Origin of the sequence: Dyadobacter sp., from assembly GCF_017744695.1 — a bacterium.
Classification (GTDB): Bacteria; Bacteroidota; Bacteroidia; order Cytophagales; family Spirosomataceae; genus Dyadobacter.
Window position 1 is genome coordinate 365,394 of record NZ_JAGIAS010000005.1, and the last position, 16,970, is coordinate 382,363.

At 51.7% G+C, this 16,970-nt stretch carries 15 protein-coding genes; 8 read left to right on the plus strand and 7 right to left on the minus strand.

Going from position 1 to position 16,970, the window contains the following annotated elements; translation table 11 throughout:
- Window positions 1-39: 39 nt before the first annotated feature.
- The 3 genes from J7619_RS19895 (at window position 40) to J7619_RS19905 (ending at window position 3,385) form a co-directional block, all read left to right on the plus strand.
- Entirely contained in the window at window positions 40-405 is a 366-nt protein-coding gene (locus J7619_RS19895) for a hypothetical protein (RefSeq protein WP_291202570.1), read from the plus strand.
- Window positions 406-534: 129 nt separating this feature from the next.
- Window positions 535-1,650, plus strand: coding sequence for a universal stress protein (locus J7619_RS19900; protein ID WP_291202573.1), 1,116 nt, complete (start codon window positions 535-537; stop codon window positions 1,648-1,650).
- A gap of 1 nt (window position 1,651) precedes the next feature.
- Window positions 1,652-3,385, plus strand: a complete 1,734-nt coding sequence (locus J7619_RS19905) for an ATP-binding protein (protein ID WP_291202576.1) — start codon at window positions 1,652-1,654, stop codon at window positions 3,383-3,385.
- A 4-nt stretch (window positions 3,386-3,389) separates the two neighbouring features.
- Here J7619_RS19905 and J7619_RS19910 read toward each other — a convergent pair whose 3' ends face one another.
- Entirely contained in the window at window positions 3,390-5,285 is a 1,896-nt protein-coding gene (locus J7619_RS19910) for a CocE/NonD family hydrolase (RefSeq protein WP_291202579.1), read from the minus strand.
- A gap of 222 nt (window positions 5,286-5,507) precedes the next feature.
- Here J7619_RS19910 and J7619_RS19915 point away from each other — a divergent pair, with 222 nt between their 5' ends.
- From J7619_RS19915 to J7619_RS19930, 4 genes are all read left to right on the plus strand, one after another.
- Window positions 5,508-5,915 (plus strand): hypothetical protein, encoded by a 408-nt coding sequence (locus J7619_RS19915; protein WP_291202582.1) that lies wholly within the window; start codon window positions 5,508-5,510, stop codon window positions 5,913-5,915.
- A gap of 50 nt (window positions 5,916-5,965) precedes the next feature.
- Complete coding sequence (locus J7619_RS19920) at window positions 5,966-6,451, plus strand: response regulator transcription factor (RefSeq protein ID WP_291202585.1); 486 nt, start codon at window positions 5,966-5,968, stop codon at window positions 6,449-6,451.
- Window positions 6,452-6,859: 408 nt separating this feature from the next.
- Entirely contained in the window at window positions 6,860-7,393 is a 534-nt protein-coding gene (locus tag J7619_RS19925) for a DUF4199 domain-containing protein (protein WP_291202588.1), read from the plus strand.
- 130 nt (window positions 7,394-7,523) lie between these two features.
- Window positions 7,524-9,866: a T9SS type A sorting domain-containing protein gene (locus J7619_RS19930; RefSeq protein ID WP_291202591.1), complete on the plus strand. Its 2,343-nt coding sequence runs from the start codon at window positions 7,524-7,526 to the stop codon at window positions 9,864-9,866.
- 5 nt (window positions 9,867-9,871) lie between these two features.
- Here J7619_RS19930 and J7619_RS19935 read toward each other — a convergent pair whose 3' ends face one another.
- Window positions 9,872-11,983: a metallophosphoesterase gene (locus J7619_RS19935; RefSeq protein ID WP_291202594.1), complete on the minus strand. Its 2,112-nt coding sequence runs from the start codon at window positions 11,981-11,983 to the stop codon at window positions 9,872-9,874.
- Entirely contained in the window at window positions 11,980-13,764 is a 1,785-nt protein-coding gene (locus J7619_RS19940; protein WP_291202597.1) for a cytochrome-c peroxidase, read from the minus strand. Before J7619_RS19940 ends, J7619_RS19935 begins: the two co-directional genes overlap by 4 nt.
- A 101-nt stretch (window positions 13,765-13,865) precedes the next feature.
- Here J7619_RS19940 and J7619_RS19945 point away from each other — a divergent pair, with 101 nt between their 5' ends.
- Window positions 13,866-14,738 carry a helix-turn-helix transcriptional regulator gene (locus J7619_RS19945; protein ID WP_291202600.1) on the plus strand — a complete coding sequence of 291 codons (873 nt, stop codon included), beginning with the start codon at window positions 13,866-13,868 and terminating at the stop codon, window positions 14,736-14,738.
- 5 nt (window positions 14,739-14,743) lie between these two features.
- Here the strand turns inward: J7619_RS19945 and J7619_RS19950 are convergent, their stop codons facing one another.
- The 4 genes from J7619_RS19950 to J7619_RS19965 form a co-directional block, all read right to left on the minus strand.
- Entirely contained in the window at window positions 14,744-15,124 is a 381-nt protein-coding gene (locus J7619_RS19950) for a DUF983 domain-containing protein (protein ID WP_291202603.1), read from the minus strand.
- 103 nt (window positions 15,125-15,227) lie between these two features.
- Entirely contained in the window at window positions 15,228-15,809 is a 582-nt protein-coding gene (locus J7619_RS19955) for a chemotaxis protein CheB (protein WP_291202606.1), read from the minus strand.
- Window positions 15,791-16,600, minus strand: coding sequence for a protein-glutamate O-methyltransferase CheR (locus J7619_RS19960; protein WP_291202609.1), 810 nt, complete (start codon window positions 16,598-16,600; stop codon window positions 15,791-15,793). Before J7619_RS19960 ends, J7619_RS19955 begins: the two co-directional genes overlap by 19 nt.
- 4 nt (window positions 16,601-16,604) lie before the next feature.
- Window positions 16,605-16,970, minus strand: coding sequence for a response regulator (locus J7619_RS19965; protein WP_106595304.1), 366 nt, complete (start codon window positions 16,968-16,970; stop codon window positions 16,605-16,607).

Consider the following 16,970-nt stretch of genomic DNA (forward strand, 5'->3'; position numbering starts at 1 on the left):
GCCGGGTAGCCAGCCCGGCCCGTTTTAACCCATTCAGCCATGTTTACCCAGTTACAAATCATCAACCTGCTCAGAAATGAACTTCCTGTCGTGGCCGGTGCGGATTGCGCGGCAGTATCAGCGCATACTTTCAATTCTATCCATTCATCAATCCATTACCTGTCGGCTTGCACGAAGAACACCATGGAGCACCGGCACTTCCGCGCGGCGAGAAGCTGTTTCGGCCTTGCGGAGAAAGTCTACCGGGAGGGCGACGCGATGGTGAAATTGCTGATCGAGAATGTATTTGTGTATGCCAATGTATGGACCAAAGCCAGAAATGCACCGTCGTCGCTCCCTGCGGACATTGTTCCCGACGTTTTATACAAAATCCATTTGAAACAACTGAATGGCAGCGGCTGTTAGGGGCTATAAGCTATAAGCTATAAGCTATAAGCTATAAGCTATAAGCTTTAAGCTTATAGCATTGAACTCCGGTGGTCGACCAACTTAAACCCCATACCTTGAACTTTAAACTCATAAACCCTCAACTCCATGGAAACCAGCGCCGAACATTTTCTCGAACTGATCAAAAAGTCGAGGAGGGGCAAATTCAAGATATACATTGGTATGAGCGCCGGGGTGGGTAAAACCTACCGGATGTTGCAGGAGGCGCACGCCCTCCTGCGTACGGGCATCGACGTGAAGATTGGCTATATCGAAACCCATAACCGGAAGGAAACGCACGAGCTGCTTGAAGGACTGCCGGTTATCCCGCGGCGGCAGTTGTTCTACAAAGGGAAAGAGCTGGAAGAGTTCGATGTGCAGGCGGTGATTACCTTGCGGCCGGAAGTGGTGGTCGTGGATGAGCTGGCGCATTCCAATATTGAAGGTAGTAAAAATGCGAAACGCTGGCAGGACGTGCTCGATATCCTCGAAGCGGGAATCAATGTGATTTCGGCGGTGAATATCCAGCATATCGAGAGCCTCAACCAGGAGGTGCGTGAGATTACCGGCGTGGAGGTGGCCGAGCGCATTCCCGACAAGGTGCTGGGCCTGGCCGACGAGGTGGTGAATATCGACCTCACCGCCGACGAGCTGATTACCCGTTTGAAAGAAGGCAAAATTTACAGGGAGGAAAAGATACAGGCTGCATTGCAAAATTTCTTCAAGCCGCAGCATATTCTGCAACTGCGCGAGCTGGCGTTGAAAGAGGTGGCTTCGCAGGTGGAACGGAAGGTCGAGAGCGAAATACAGCCGGGTATGGCACTCAAACACGAGCGTTTTCTGGCGTGCATCAGCAGCAATGAAAAGACCGCCCGGAATGTGATCCGGAAAACGGCGAGGCTGGCCAACTACTACCACAGCAGCTGGTTTTTACTGTACGTGCAGACACCCGGCGAGTCGGCGAGCCGGATCGGACTGGCCAAGCAGCGGCATTTGATCAATAATTTCAAGCTGGCTACCGAGCTGGGCGGGAACGTGATCAAAATGGAGAGCGGCAGCATTGCCAAAACGATCGTGGAGGTGGCCGAAAAGAACAAGATCACCACCATATGCATTGGGAAGCCACATTTGAACCTTTTCAAGGTCATTCTGGCTACGAATGTGTTCAACGGGCTTTTAAATAAAATGTCTTCTTCCGACATTGACCTCGTAATACTTTCCTGAAATGAAGATCAAAACCAAACTGAGGCTGGGTATCGGCCTGCTTTTTGCCATGATCACGGTGCTCGCCGTGGTGGGGATCAGGCAGGTGAGCCTGCTTTCGGCCGATTCGCGCAATATCCTCATTGCCAATCATAACTCACTGGAATACACCCGCCAGATGCTTCACTCGCTCGACGAGCTGGAAGTGCATGCGGGGGCATTGGATATATTTAAAAAGAACCTTGAAGCGCAGCAGAAGAACATTACCGAAATCGGGGAAAAGGAGCTTACCGCGCAGCTGACAGGCCATTTTGAAAAACTAAAAACCAATGTGCGCGACAAGGAAACCATAGCGCTGATCCGCAACGATGCGTTGGAAATCATGAGCATTAACCTCGATGCGATCAACCGGAAAAGCCAGGTTGCCAGCCAAACCGCGAAAAGTTCGATGGTGTGGATCGGGATCACAGGCACATTGTGCTTCATTATTGCATTCACGTTGTTTGTAAACCTGCCCGGCAACATCGCGAATCCGATCCGCGAGCTCACAGAAAGTATCCGCCAGATAGCCAACGAGAACTACACCGAACGCGTGCATTTCGGCAGCCGCGACGAGTACGGACAGCTTGCGCAGTCGTTCAACACAATGGCTGAGAAGCTGGAAGAATACAACAGTAGTAACCTCGCCAGGCTTATGATCGAGAAAAAGCGCGTGGAGACACTGATTGACAATATGCACGACCCGGTAATAGGCCTGGATGAAAACCGGAAGGTGATATTCGCCAACGAGGTGGCCAGGAAGGTAACCGGCTTGCAGGCATCGGAGCTGGTCGGTCGTGATGCGACGGAGGTTGCACTGCACAACGATCTTGTCCGGTCGCTGGTTAAAGATATTTTCGAACCACAGGCGAAGGGTAATGGCCAAAGTACGGCCATGAAAATCTACGCCGACGACAAGGAAAGCTATTTTGAAAAGGAATACGTCGATATTACCATCGTGCCGACCGGCGAACAGCAGCCCCGGTCGATAGGCCATGTGATCATCCTGCGTAATGTGACGCCTTATAAAGAGCTGGATTTTGCCAAAACGAATTTCATAGCCAACGTCTCGCACGAGCTCAAAACGCCTATTTCATCCATTAAAATAACCCTCGACCTGCTTCGTAACGAAAGGGTAGGCGATACCAACGAGGAACAACGCAGCCTGCTCGACAGCATCCGCGAGGACGCCGACCGGCTTTTGAAGATCACCGGCGAACTGCTGAATATTACCCAGGTGGAAAGTGGTAAAATACAGCTCAATATAGCAGGTACATCGCCCCGGGAGATTGTACAGTACGCCATTGCGGCCAACGAAACGCAGGCCGAAAGCCGGGATATCAACCTTCAAATCGAGGATAATGGTGTAAAATCCAGCATACTGGCCGATTCGGAGAAGACGGCCTGGGTGCTTACGAACCTGGTCTCCAATGCAATCCGCTATTCCTACGACCATTCCAGCATCCGCATTATCCTGGAAGAAGACGCACAAGCAGTGCGGATTGCGGTCGCCGACAGTGGCCAAGGCATTTCGCAGGAATACAAAGACAAGATATTCGATCGCTATTTCCGCGTGCCGGGCTCCACCAAGGAGGGTACCGGCCTGGGCCTCGCGATCAGTCGCGAATTTATGGAGGCCCAGGACGGCACGCTCACGGTTGAAAGCGAGCTGGGAGCAGGAAGCACTTTCACCATTGCATTGAAAAAGCTCGCCTGACGCGCTACTCGACTACGCGCACACCTACGTACGAGGACGCCTGGCCCGAGAGGTAAACACGGTGCGTCGCTTTCTGGAAATCGGATGCGCTGGCTTTGTAAATGTTTACGAATTTCTGCGGGTTGCGGTCCACGAGCGGAAACCATGAGCTCTGTACCTGCACCATGATTTTATGGCCTTTTTTGAAACGGTGCGCCGCATCCTGCATATCGAATTTCACGTTTTCGATCTTGCCGGGTGTCATGGGCTCAGGTTTGGAGAAGCTCTTTCGGAATTTGGAACGCATTACTTCGCCGCGGACAAGGAGCTGGAAGCCCCCCATTTTCATATTCGGATTAACAGGGCTGTCGTTCGGCGCGTCGCCGGGGTAAACGTCGATGAGTTTCACGACAAAATCGGCATCGGTGCCGGTGGTGGACACAAAAAGATTGGCAAACACATTCCCCGAAATCGTCACGTCTTCTTTCAGGACCTCGGACTCGTACACGAGTACATCCGGGCGCGAGGCAGCAAAGCGTTGATCCTCGTACATAAAATCGCTGCCTCGTATAATGCGGATTTCGGAGGTGTAAGGCACCGGCTTGTCCGGGTCGCTGAGGTATTGGTGAAATGCCGGTTTGGCGCCCACCTGCATGGTGGTCATCGTCGGCGAGAAGGATAATGTGCCGTCCGGATGCAGGTACAGCTTTTTCTCTACCGTATTTTTCGGCGGCCACTGGTCGTATTTACGCCATTCGTTCGCCCCGGTTTCGAAAATGTAGGCTTTCGGCAGGTTGGGATCGGGTTGGTCTTTCAGGTAATGATTGAAAACCGGGAGTTCGATTTCCTTTTGGTAAAATGTACTCGTTTTGGCGCCGAACCGGATATTTCCGAGCGATTCACCCGTGCCGCGCGCCCAGCCGCCGTGAATCCACGGCCCCATGATGAGCCAATTGGGTGTCTGCGGATTTTGGGAGGAAACGGCCTGGTAGGTTTTAAGGGGACCATACAAATCTTCCTGGTCGAACCAGCCGCCCACGACCATTACCGCGGGTTTGACGTTTTTCAAATGCGGCACCGGCGTGCGGGCTTTCCAGAAATCGTTGTAAGTTTCATTCTCCATCATCTGGTTCCAGATACGGTTTTGACCTTTGAAAATCTGCTCGTTGAAGTTTTTCAGCGGGCCCATTTTCTTGTAAAATTCATAGGAGTCCGGTGTTCCCCAGGCTGAAAACTGGGGCGCCGGCTTGGGGGTAGGAACCGGCCGCGGTGCGCCGTATGACGACAGGAACGCAAATGTGCCCATCAGAAAGAAGGCACCGTTATGGTGCCGGTCGTCGCCCATGAACCAGTCGGTAACCGGTGCCTGCGGCGAAGCGATTTTCAATGCCGGGTGTGTATCCACGGCTGTCATGGTAGCATAGTAGCCCGGTGCCGAAATGCCCCAGGTACCCACTTTCCCATTGTTTCCCTCGAGGTTTTGAACAAGCCATTCAATGGTATCGTAAGTGTCGGAACTTTCGTCGATATCCGTTTGGACCTTTTTGTTAGGAATAAACGGCCGGTAGGCTTCGAAATCGCCTTCCGACATGAGTTTGCCTCTTACGTCCTGATATACAATAATATACCCCTCTCTGGCAAAGAGCATGCTCGGGCCGAGAGAAGTTTTGTACAAATTTTCTCCGTAAGGTGCCACGCTGTACGGCGTGCGGTTGAGCAGAATGGGGTAGGTCTTGCTTTTTGAAATATCCTTCGGCAAATAAATGGAAGTGAACAGCTTCGCGCCGTCACGCATAGGGATTTGCCGCTCGATTTTGGTGTAATGCTCGCGGATGTAGAGCGAGTCTTCTTTTGGGGTGGTTTGCGCGTGCAAGCATACGCCCGTGAGGATCGCCCAAACCAGGAGTAAGGTCGTGCGCACATGTTTTGGGAACCGGCGAATCAAGGAGTGAAGTAAGGTTGTTTTCAAGGCGGTTGCAGGATTAGTTTTAGCCAATTTAATATAAAACACCTTACCATCGCAGTTGGAAGCCTTTTTCGAAGCTTGTGCCCGTTAAAAACATCGCCGTTTATCACATCGCGCTTGCAGATTTGCAATCAGTACTGTACATTGCATAGTACCTTGCAAAACAATTTTTTAGCTATGAAAATTAAATCCCTGTTGATTTCCCAAATTGTGATGATCGCCATGCTTGTTTCCTGCCATAATGGTGGCGTAAGCATTGCCGTGAAGGACAAGGATGACTCCTACCGTTTCAAGGCCCGTTTCGATGAAGATCTCTCGCCATATGTGAGCGAGTTTCTGAATGAGCACATTTCAACCATGCGGATCGATCCGGAGAAGGATTCCAAAATCATAACCGTTTTACCGGACCAGACCAGGCTGACCGTCGAGTCGTCGCCAGGTGAGCTGATGGTTTACCTCGACAAAGAGGAGAATAGCCGTGATTCCTACCACCGGATCAAAAACCTTTGTGAGGGGGTTAAGGATGTCATCCTGAAACATGATAAGAAGAAAAATAGCCGTCCGGAAAACTCCCGCGCAAACTAGACCGCTGACCGAAAATTTTTATTTTTGGTCAACCAACGGACTGGTTACAAATGACTTCCAAAACGATCAGCGGTTTTTACCACAAACACAGGCAGGAGCTACTCTACGGGGTATCGCTTGCCTTGTTGCTTTTTGTGCTCAAATGGCTCGAATTGCGGTTCCTGATCATCGACCATATCATTGAAATTTACGTAGGGGCCATCGCGCTGCTGTTTACGGGGCTGGGTATCTGGCTCGCACACAAACTCACCACGCCCAAGGTGGAGACGCACATCGTGGAGCGGGAGGTGTATGTCACCGCGAGCGATGAGTTTACCGTGAATGAGCCGGAACGATTGCGGCTGGGCGTCAGTCAACGTGAGCTGGAGGTGTTGCAACTGGTGGCCGAAGGGCTGAGCAACCAGGAAATCGCCGAACGGTTGTTCGTATCTGTGAACACGGTGAAAACGCATTCGTCGCGGATCTTCGAAAAACTGGAAGTCCGCAGCCGAACGCAAGCCGTGGAGCGCGCGAGGCGCCTCGGGCTGATCGGCTGACGCCGGGTATGGTGGGCGTTGTGGTCAGGTGTGGTCAGGTATTGTCAGGTGTGGTCAGGTGTGGTCAGGTGTAGTCAGGTGTGGTCAGGTGTAGTCTGGTGTAGTCAGGTGTGGTCAGGTGTGGTCAAGTGTAGTCAGGTATTGTCAATGTCTCATTAGCTTAGAATACCCGACCATTCTTACTACAAATGACAATACATGACTATCTCTGACTATTCCTGACAAAACCTGACAAAACCTGACAAAACCTGACAAAACCTGACTATTCCTGACCACACCCGACAATACCTGACCAAAGAACTCCCGATATTTTCACCTCCCGGGCGTAAAATCACCCGAAAGTATGACCTGAAAATGGCCGCTATGAGCCAATTTCGCCGTATTGCCGGACATTTAAATCAAAATGATATGAACAGGATCATCGTTATCTGCGGGCTGATTTCAGGCGCGGCAGTGTCAACTTTCATGGTTTGCTCCATGGCGCTTTGCTATCAGAAGGAGAGTTTCGACGGGAATATGGTGCTTGGCTACGCGGCCATGCTGCTGTCATTTTCCATGGTATTTGTAGGTATCAAAAACTACCGCGATAAGTACAATAACGGCTCGGTGTCTTTTGGAAAGGCATTCAAAATCGGGCTCTACATAACGCTGGTAGCCTCTACGGTCTACGTGGTCGTCTGGCTGATCGACTATTACCTTTTCATTCCCGATTTCATGGACAAATACACGGCGCATTTGCTGAAACAATTTCAGGCCGAAGGCCCAACGGCGGCCGAACTTGACGCAAAGGTTGTGGAACTGGCCGGATACAAGGAAATGTACCGGAGTCCTCTGATGGTAATCTTATGGACTTACGCGGAGATTCTGCCGGTAGGGTTGGTCGTTACGCTCATTTCTGCATTGATACTTAAAAAGCCCGGTGCTGAGGTGCGGCCGGTTTAGGTATGGCTGGCTTGGGTACAGCCGATACCTAAATTTTAAAACTAATACTACGAGCAAGGGTTTGTGTTTCAAAGGTTTTTAGCTATAATCGCCTGAAAATCTTTCAGTAAACACCAAACCCTTCTTTTTTGTGAAAAAACTCTACCTCCTGTTGGTGGCGCTGCTGCCGTTTGCTGCACTGGCACAATGTCCCACCGACCTGGTTATCAGTGACCAGGCCACGCTGGATAATTTCGTAACAAATAACCCGGGTTGTGTAAACCTGCCGGGGGATCTCATGATTGAAGGCGCCGATATCGTGAATTTGAGCACGCTGAGTACGCTTGCCAGCGTGGGAGGTAATATCACGGTGCGGAATAACCCTTTGCTGACAAACCTGACGGGGCTCGGCAGTATCGCTTCGGTAGGGTCCTCAGTGAAAATATATGGTAATCCGTTGCTGGAAAGCCTTTCAGGGCTGGAAGGACTCACCACGGTGCCGGGCAGCGTGCTGATTGATTCCAATATTGTTTTGAAAGACCTGTCAGGAATTAAAAACATCGGCTCTGTGGGCGATTCATTGCTGATAGCGCAGGGCGATTCATTGAAGTCGATCGCTGATCTTACGATTACGTCGGTAGGTTCGGTGGTGGAAATATATGATAATGCGGTATTGGAGAGTCTTGCCGGGCTTGAAGGCCTTACCATAGTACCCGGTGACCTGATTATCGACGGCAATCTTGTGCTCAAAAACCTCGCGGGGATCGGGAACATTGGCGCAGTGGGCGGTTCGCTGATCATCGGTACGACCGATTCACTGACGTCGATCAACGACCTCACCATCGCTTCGGTCGACAGTTCGGTCCGCATTGGTTTCAATACCAATCTCGCCTCGCTCGCCGGCCTGGAAAGCATTACGCAGATTAACGGTGACCTCGAAATCACGAATAACTATTCGATCAAGGACCTGACGGGCCTGAACGGCCTCACTTCGGTGGGAGGTAACACTTATATCGATTTCAATGACAGTCTGCTGAATCTGCAAGGCATTAATCAGCTGACTTCGATCGGCGGTGAGCTTTTTCTGGAATATAACTTGTTTCTCCAAAACCTGGGCGGACTCAATCAGCTGGCTTCCATTGGCAGCCACCTCACGATTGGCGACAGCGATAGCCTGACTACCATTTCGGCATTGAGCAGCCTTTCTTCCATCGGAGGTGGGTTGTATTTGTATGCCAATGCATCGCTTACCACCCTGGATGGCTTGCAGAACGTGCCGTCGCTCGGCAACGAACTGGTAATCACGCTCAATCCGGTGCTGGAAAACCTCGACGGGCTGAACGGACTTACCTCCGTCGGAAATCTGGGCGTGCAGATCGCCCTCAACTTTGTATTGCAAAATGTGGACGGCCTATCCTCGCTGGCATCCATCGATGGCGACCTGGCGCTGATTTACAACTTTTCGTTGACGAGCCTTGCAGGCCTGAGCAACCTCCAGGCGCTCGGCCAGGAGGGAACCCTTGTAGTAGCTATGAACCTTTTACTGCCGGATTTGCAGGGTTTAACCGGTCTCACGACGGTCGATCGCCTCTTTGTTGAAGCAAATCCGAGCCTCAAATCGCTAGCCGGTTTGGATAATCTTACTTCGATAACAGATTCTTTGTCAATAACTCACAATGATAGTTTGGCCACCCTCAATGGCCTTGCCGCGCTGCAAAGCATCGGCGGGGGCTTGTTGCTGGCAGAGGACTCGCTTTTGACCAGCCTCGATGGTTTGACTAACCTCAACAGCATTGGCGGGACCATTACCATTGCCGATAATGCATTGCTGGAAACCTGCGCTACCGCCAAATTCTGCGCGATACTCAAAACCAAAACGGCAGACCAGGTGCTGATCGAGAATAACCTAGGCGATTGCGAGACGCGGGAGGCCGTGGATGCGGCCTGTGTGGCGCTACCGGTGACGCTGATAGCCTTTACGGCCAAAAAGGAAGGCCGAATGGCAGTACTCGAGTGGTCGACCAGCGTGGAAACCAACAGCGACTACTTTGAGATACAACAAAGTACCGGCAAAACGTGGGTAGTGGTAGGCAAAACGGTGGCAGCCGGAGAGAGTGCCGTGGTAAAACCTTATTCTTTTACCCACTCCAATCCGCTGAATGGTAGTAACCTGTACCGCCTGAAAATGGTCGATAAGGATCAAACTTTCGCGTTCAGCAGCATTCAGGCGGTGAGATTCGACGATTTGCCGGTTTTTGAAATCTATCCTAATCCGGTCGTTGCAAGTCTGGTCGTGCGACCGGGCAACGGCTCAATCCGGGAGATTGCATTGTATAATGCCTCCGGCCAATGCGTGGCGGTCAAATCGGTCCACGCGATGGCCTTACCTGAGCCCGCGACCATCGATACAAGCCATTTGCCGGGTGGAATGTATGTTGCCAAAGTCGCTTATGCGGATGGGGCCGTGCATACAGGCAGGTTTATCAAGAAATAGAATCCCTACTGAATCGCCAGTTTTTTGACCGTGCTCCTGCCGTTAATGCTCACTTTCAGGAAGTAAATGCCTGCGGTGAGCTGGCTGGGCAGGAATGCGGCGGGTGTGTGGCTGATCGTCATTTTACGGCTATTCAAGGTCCTTCCGGAGACGTCTGTCAACGTCAGTTCCGCTATTTGCGTCGTTTGTCCGGTGGTACGAATCTGCATTTGGCTTGCCGATGATGGGTTTGGGATGATCTCTATTTCGAGCGAGAGGTTTGGTTCGGCTGCTAGTACAATTTCAAAAAGGGACACCTGTATGATGGGGGTGTACAGCAATCGCCCATCAATAGCTGTTGCAACGACCCGGTAATAGTAGCGTGCGTTTACGGGCAACGTTGGGCTTTCGGCATCCCCGAACGTGTAATTCTTATTCTCTTGGGAATTCGGGCCGCCGGGCACTTTCGTTATTTGTGTAAAGTTTTTCGCATCGGTTGATCGCTGGACGGCAAAATACGCAAGCTCGTTTTCAGTACTCGTGGTCCAGCTCAGCGTTACCAGGTTCTTCTCGTCCTTTTTTGCATTGAACCCTATGAATGTCGCAGGATCAGGTTTGGGAGCCGGTACTTTTACGTGAAAAACATCCTGAATGCAGTTTTGCCCGTCCCTTACCGTGTAGTCGGTACTTTCCGTTGGTTTGACGGTGATAGCCCTTGTTTTTGAACCATTACTCCACACATAATCACCCACAAATGAGGCTTTCAGTTCAATGGACTGATCACGGGCGATTTCCTGGGTCGTTTCCTTATTCACACCCTTTTCCATAGTGAACTTGTCGCGGATTACGCCGTCGGCTGCGATCCATTTCAAATCCAGCCGGTTGCCTTCCACTTCCAGCATAAGCCCGCCGCCATGCTCGGCGTCGGAATGGTACATCGCTTTGTGCGGAAAATCGGGTTTGGGGCTGCCGAGTTGCCCGCCGGAACCGGCTACGACATACACCGTTCCCCGGCTCTGCGGGGAGTTTTTGATATAGGGGCACGAGTTGTCCGAACCATCATACCGGGCGGAGGAGGCGTCAATGAGGTGTTTTGCGGGGTCGAACGTGTTCGCATATCCGTAATGCCCGCCCATGAGGCGCGAACGCTCGTACACATGGCTGTGTCCGCAGATGATCAGGTCCACGCCCAGGCGTTCGAGAATGCGGATGAAATTCTGGCGGATGGCCGTCATTTCGGGGTCGCCGTCCGACTCGCGTGAGCCTTTTGAGTAGGGTGGGTGGTGCCAATAGGCCACTACCCAATCCTTGTTTTTGTTGGCTGCGAGATCTTTCTTGATCCATTGCACCTGCCTGCCGAGGGTGTCATACAGTCGCGTCGCGTTATCCTCCCGGCCATACGAGTCGAGTGAGAGGAAATGTACATTACCGTAGTCGAAAGCGTAGAATGCCTCTGTACCGGAAGGTTCCCCGCCCGCTTCGCCCTTGGTAGGTATCGTGAAAACATCGTAGTAGGGTATCTGATGGTCGTTCTGCCTGGCCGGATTGTCGTTATCGTAGTCGTGGTTGCCCGGAGAGGGGAAAAGCGGATATGTTTTAAGCAGGTTATCCTTATACCGGCTGAAAAAGTTGGATTGGTACTCGGCATCGCGGCCAAAAGAATAGGCATTGTCGCCGAGCAACAGCCATGCGTTCATATAATTGGGGCCAAGGTAGTCCATCATCCTCGCCCGCACTTCATCCTGTATAATGGAATTTGTTCCGCAATCGCCCAGCAATCCGAAACGGTATTTTCCTGGCTTGCCCGCAACGGCGGAAGTCTGGAAATAGTTGTGGTCGCCTGTCTGCAAAACCGAGCCTTGCGAACCAATGGAGTAATAATAGCGCGTTTCCGCCTGCAATCCTGTGATCTTCACCTCGTGCTCCGTCACAGGCGTATCGTCTGCAAAAGTCTGGCCGAGTGACTGCGCGCTACCGCCGATTTTGACGACAGATTCAGAGGGCTTATCGGTGCGCCAGCGGATGACGATGCTGGTCGGCGTCGCTACCTGAAGGTAAGGCCCGCGAAGGAGCGTACCCTGGGCGTAGGCGGCGAGGCATGTGAACGATAGCAGGAAACCAAGTAAATATGTTTTCATAGACGGTCGGTAAGCGAATGTAAAAAGGCTATGATGTCGGATTTTTCCTCGTCCGACAGATTAAGCGGTACGGCCGGTAACGTTTGGCAGGGAATATCGAGGCCGAGGCCCGCGCCACCGCCTTTGTCATAAAATTCCATGAGCTTTTCGAGGCTTCCGAAAGCGCCGTTGTGCATGTATGGAGCCGTCACAGCGGCATTTCGGACGGTGGGTGTTTTAAATGCACCGCGAAAATAGGGGGTAGGGCGGGCTTCGAAGCGTCCCTGGTCGGGGTCGGCTTTGGGGTGGAGCAAATCATCGGATGCGATGGTGCCCAGTATTTCAAACTCGGTGAGCGAGTACGTGGGCGGGATCAGCCCGTTGAACAGGGGCGCGAAATGGCAGGTACCGCACTGCGCCTTGCCCATAAAGAGGTTAAAGCCGTTCACTTGATGGTCCGTGAGCGCCGCTTTGTCGCCGGTCATGTATCTGTCAAAATCCGAGTTGAATGGCGCTAATGTACGCACATAGGCTGCAATGGCATTGTAGATAATGGTATCGTTCAACGATCGGGGTTTCGGGGATAGTTTCCGGATAAGACGGCGATAGGGGCGTTCTTTGGCCAGTTTTCGTATCAGTTCAGTCGGTTTGCCATTCATTTCGAGGCTGTCGTGGATCACGGTGCGGATTTGCTCTTCCAGTGTTCTTGCGCGTCCGTCCCAGAATTGCGCATGTTGAAAGGAGCTGTACAGTAATGAAGGCGCATTGCGCCGCACCGTCTCGCCGGGACGAATGCCGATGCTTTTGGACAGGCCATCGGTAAAATGCAGGGCCGGGTTATGGCAAGACGCACAGCTTCGGGTGCCGTTGGAGGATAAACGCGTTTCGAAGAAGAGTTTTTCGCCCAGTTCGTTTAGTGCAGGACCGGGCTTTTCATTTCCATAAAAAGCAGCTTTGGTGAATGCATCAGGGCTGAAAATGTTTTTTGCATTATAATTTAATATGCCCTTCTCATGGACCTCCAAACCCATTTCGCTGATCATTCGGCCGACGCTTTCCTGCAATGGCAATGCATAACTGGTCAGAAACAGCAACCGGTCGAAGTGGTCGAAATCTGTTTCCCGGGCAAGATGCATTTCACAGGAAACCAGCAATTTTTCGATAGTACCTTCGTCGGAATGCTTTAAATAGGGATTCAAAGCGCTGTGAAGAGTTTGGAGGGAAACCAATGCCTCCGTGAGGCCACTTTTAAGTAATGGAGCGTCAAAGCCTGTAATGCTGAGCGTCATCACCCTCACCAGCTCAATGCGGACACTTTCGAGCACCTGCGCATCGGTCGCTTTGAAGTTGTAAAGCAATGCGGGCAAATCTTGCGCAGAGATTTCGAGAAACTTGCATTGTTGCAGCATTTCCGTCTTATGCCCGCCCGGATTATCAAAAAGCAGTGCTTCCAGGTATTGGAGCCCCATCGGCTCGGCATATTCGAGGTGCGGTTCTTCGATTTCTGTCTTGGGCGGCCGGTTGAAAACGCGGGAAGAAGTGAAAAAGAAGTAGTCCAGGAAAAAGGCAATACGTTTGTAGGTGAGGCGGGCGTGTTTCAGCTTTTCCTTAGCATTCGCAATGCTCTCTGCATTGGTAGAATCGATTTGCTCCATGGCAATTCGCATTTCCTTTACGCTCGTGGCAAACGCCCGGGCATCTTCGCGGAAGAGGTCGGTACAATGCGCTACGCCAATCTCCTGCTGCCCGGATGCGGCAACCAGCAGTACCAGCGCAAAACACAATGCAAAGGCCTTCCACATAGCGGAGAAAAGGGTTCGGGAAACATCCGCAAGATACGGAACAGGTGGCAAATCATGAATAAGCATTAAATTGCCGGCCCTGACCCAATTTCCGAATTGCCATGCACGGTTCATTTCCACGGCTCGACATCGGCCCGCTTTCCGAATACCGCGAAGACCATATCATGGTTGCACGGTTTTCGGATTACGTCCACGAACACCAGAGCCTTATTTTTCCCCATCGTCACAGCTTCTATCACCTGGTACTTTTCACCGAAGGCAGCGGCCGGCACACCATTGATTTCCACCATTTTCAGGCTACGCCGTATCAAATCTATTTCATGATCCCCGGGCAGGTACATACGTGGGATTTCGAGGGGAATATGGAAGGGTACGTGGTCAATTTTTCGGACTCATTTTTCAAATCCTTCCTGCTGCAACCCGAATACCTCGATTCGTTTTCTTTCCTTGACCAGGATAGCAGCAACAATGTGCTGATGCTATCGGAAGTGATTCGCGCGCAGGTTTGCAGGTTGTTTGAAGAATTGCTGAGCCAAAATGCCCGCGCCACGGCCTGGCGCGACGATATGGTGCGGGTTTTACTCCTCCAAATCTTCCTGATTATCGAGCAGAGCGATTCGGTAGACCGGAAAAAGAATGCTGAAAAAGGGAAGAATGCGACAGTCAGGAATTTCATCCGGCTCATCGACAAGCATTACGACCGCGTGAGGCTGCCCGGACAATATGCCGAAATGCTGAATGTGACGCCTAATCACCTGAATGCGCTATGTAAGGAGCATGTGGGAATGCAGGCGGGAGAGCTGATCCGCAACCGGATCGTTTTGGAAGCCAAAAGGTTGTTGATCAACCTCGATCTCACGGTCTCGGAAATTGCTTACAAGCTAAATTTCAACGATAACTCCTACTTTACCAAGTTCTTCCGGAAAGAAACCGGCATGACGCCGGAAGATTTCCGGAAGAGCCCGGCATTATAAATGCATTATACCCGTTCTTCGGTCGAAACCGGTTTGATGAACAATGCCAGCCATGTCCGGCGCGCCAAACGGTAGAAGAGCGGCGTCAGCACGACGAGGATCGGGATGATACTGACCAGGAAATAATCGAGGTACTGTTTGAAAAAGTTGACGAAAATCAGGAAGTAAATCACCATGAATGCCACGTAAAAGGCATAGCTGATGTACAACGCCCCCTGATAGAAGCCGGGCTCAGGTACAAAATCGGCGCCGCAGTTCGGACAGTGGCGGTTCATTTTGTCGAAATTCCGGAGGTTATAGGCGCTTTTGGTAATGAAAAAGTCACCCACGCCGCATTGGGGGCATTTGTTGAATAAAACGCTGTATATTTTATTGGGCTTTGCCATGATCTTACTGTTTTAAACTCAATACAAATTTCCTCAATAGCCTGTTCAAAAAGAAAGACTGAATCTCGCTTTTATGGTAGAAATCAACGATCGGTCGCGAATACTAGGTCAGAGAGTTGATGAAAGAGGCCATTTCCATGGTGTCGAATACATGGTCGATGGGCAGGTGAGTAAGCGCGTAATGCGGCATGAAAGGCATTTGCGCGGTGTCGGGATTCTGCACCACGGCTGTTCCCCCGGCTTGCTTTACGGCCGTAAGTCCGCCGGTACCGTCCTCATTAGCGCCCGAGAGTAATATCGCCACAAGCCCAGGCCCGTAAACCTCCGCGGCGGATTCGAACGTCACGTCGATGCTCGGCCGGCTGAAATTGATTTTCTCGGAATAATCCAGCGAAAAGGTCCGGTCGCGCTCGATGAGCAAATGGTAATCGGCGGGGGCCAGGTAAATCGTTCCGGGGGTAACGGGTTCTTTGTCTTCCACTTCCTGGGTCGGGTTGGAAGTCTTGGAAGCTAGTAGCCCAGATAAGGTCGAATCCCCCGAATTGCGCCGGTGCAGGACCAATGCGACGGGGAACGGTAAGTCGGCACGCAGCAGCGGAAGCAGCCTGAACAGTACTTCCAGGCTCCCCGCAGAGCCCCCGATCAGCAGGAATTCACAAGTATGGCTCAAATGATTTTCTTCCATATTTTTTCCCGGTTCAGTTGCTTGAACTTGTGTTGTACAGCCGAGAATTTCAAGGTCTCTTTCGTGCCCAATGCAAGGTAACCCAATGTCCCGAGACTTGCATCGAAGAGTTTCAGCACCCTGTCCTGCAATTCCTTGTCAAAGTAAATCAGCACGTTGCGGCAGAGGATCAGGTCGAATTCATTGAAAGAGCTGTCGGAGACCAGGTTATGGGTCGAAATGATGATCTTCTCCGAAAGCTCGTTATCGAACTTGGCCTGGCCATATTGCGCGGTATAGTAGCTCGAAAAATCCCGTGTACCGCCCGACGTAATATAGCTTTCGGAGTATTGCTTCATCAGCCCCAGCGGAAATATGCCTTTCCTCACTTTTTCGAGTACACTCGGATTGAGATCGGTCGCGTACAGCAGCGAGCGCCGCAGCAGATTGGCCTCTTTGAGCAGGATCGCCATGGAATAGACTTCTTCGCCGGTCGAGCAGCCCGCGTGCCAGATACGGATAAACGGCTTTGTACCCAATACCGGAAGCACTTCCTCGCGCAGGGACTTGTAAAATGCCGGGTCGCGGAACATCTCAGTGACATTCACCGTCACTTCTTCTACAAGCCGTTTGAGGTACGACGGGTCGTTGCGGACGCGATAGCGCAGTTCGGCGAAACTCGGGAATTTGTCGAGCGAACACAGCCGGATAATCCTGCGTTTCAGCGAAGCGCGCGAGTACCGCGTGAAATCGTATCCGTAAAGATCGAACAGGTCATTCAGCAAAAGGTCGATGTCATCCTCTTCAATCATGGCATCAGATGTTACCAAGTATCTTCAAAAGCTTGTCGACGTCGATCGGTTTGGAAATGTAATCGTTGGCACCGGCATCGAGGCATTTCTCGCGGTCGCCCACCATGGCCTGCGCCGTAACGGCGATTACCGGTACCGACTGCCTGTTTTCAAGGTCTTTGATGAGCGGAATGGCCTCATAGCCATCCATTTCGGGCATCATCATGTCGATCAGCACCGCGTCTACCGGCTCGCCGGTCCGCAGGATATCTAGTGCTTCCGTTGCCGCGGAGCAGGAAATGCAGTCGAAGCCCTTCGATTTGAGGGTGGCTCTGAGCGCAAAGATGTTCCGGGCGTCGTCGTCGACGATCATGATCTTTTTCTTCTCCAT

Excerpts from the sequence above, each read along its gene's own strand:
- J7619_RS19895 (WP_291202570.1), top strand. The coding sequence starts at position 40 with ATGTTTACCCAGTTACAAATCATCAACCTGCTCAGAAATGAACTTCCT.
- J7619_RS19900 (WP_291202573.1), top strand. The coding sequence starts at position 535 with ATGGAAACCAGCGCCGAACATTTTCTCGAACTGATCAAAAAGTCGAGG.
- J7619_RS19905 (WP_291202576.1), top strand. The coding sequence starts at position 1,652 with ATGAAGATCAAAACCAAACTGAGGCTGGGTATCGGCCTGCTTTTTGCC.
- J7619_RS19915 (WP_291202582.1), top strand. The coding sequence starts at position 5,508 with ATGAAAATTAAATCCCTGTTGATTTCCCAAATTGTGATGATCGCCATG.
- J7619_RS19920 (WP_291202585.1), top strand. The coding sequence starts at position 5,966 with ATGACTTCCAAAACGATCAGCGGTTTTTACCACAAACACAGGCAGGAG.
- J7619_RS19925 (WP_291202588.1), top strand. The coding sequence starts at position 6,860 with ATGAACAGGATCATCGTTATCTGCGGGCTGATTTCAGGCGCGGCAGTG.
- J7619_RS19935 (WP_291202594.1), bottom strand. The coding sequence starts at position 11,983 with ATGAAAACATATTTACTTGGTTTCCTGCTATCGTTCACATGCCTCGCC.
- J7619_RS19940 (WP_291202597.1), bottom strand. The coding sequence starts at position 13,764 with ATGTGGAAGGCCTTTGCATTGTGTTTTGCGCTGGTACTGCTGGTTGCC.
- J7619_RS19945 (WP_291202600.1), top strand. The coding sequence starts at position 13,866 with ATGCACGGTTCATTTCCACGGCTCGACATCGGCCCGCTTTCCGAATAC.
- J7619_RS19950 (WP_291202603.1), bottom strand. The coding sequence starts at position 15,124 with ATGGCAAAGCCCAATAAAATATACAGCGTTTTATTCAACAAATGCCCC.
- J7619_RS19955 (WP_291202606.1), bottom strand. The coding sequence starts at position 15,809 with ATGGAAGAAAATCATTTGAGCCATACTTGTGAATTCCTGCTGATCGGG.
- J7619_RS19960 (WP_291202609.1), bottom strand. The coding sequence starts at position 16,600 with ATGATTGAAGAGGATGACATCGACCTTTTGCTGAATGACCTGTTCGAT.
- J7619_RS19965 (WP_106595304.1), bottom strand. The coding sequence starts at position 16,970 with ATGGAGAAGAAAAAGATCATGATCGTCGACGACGACGCCCGGAACATC.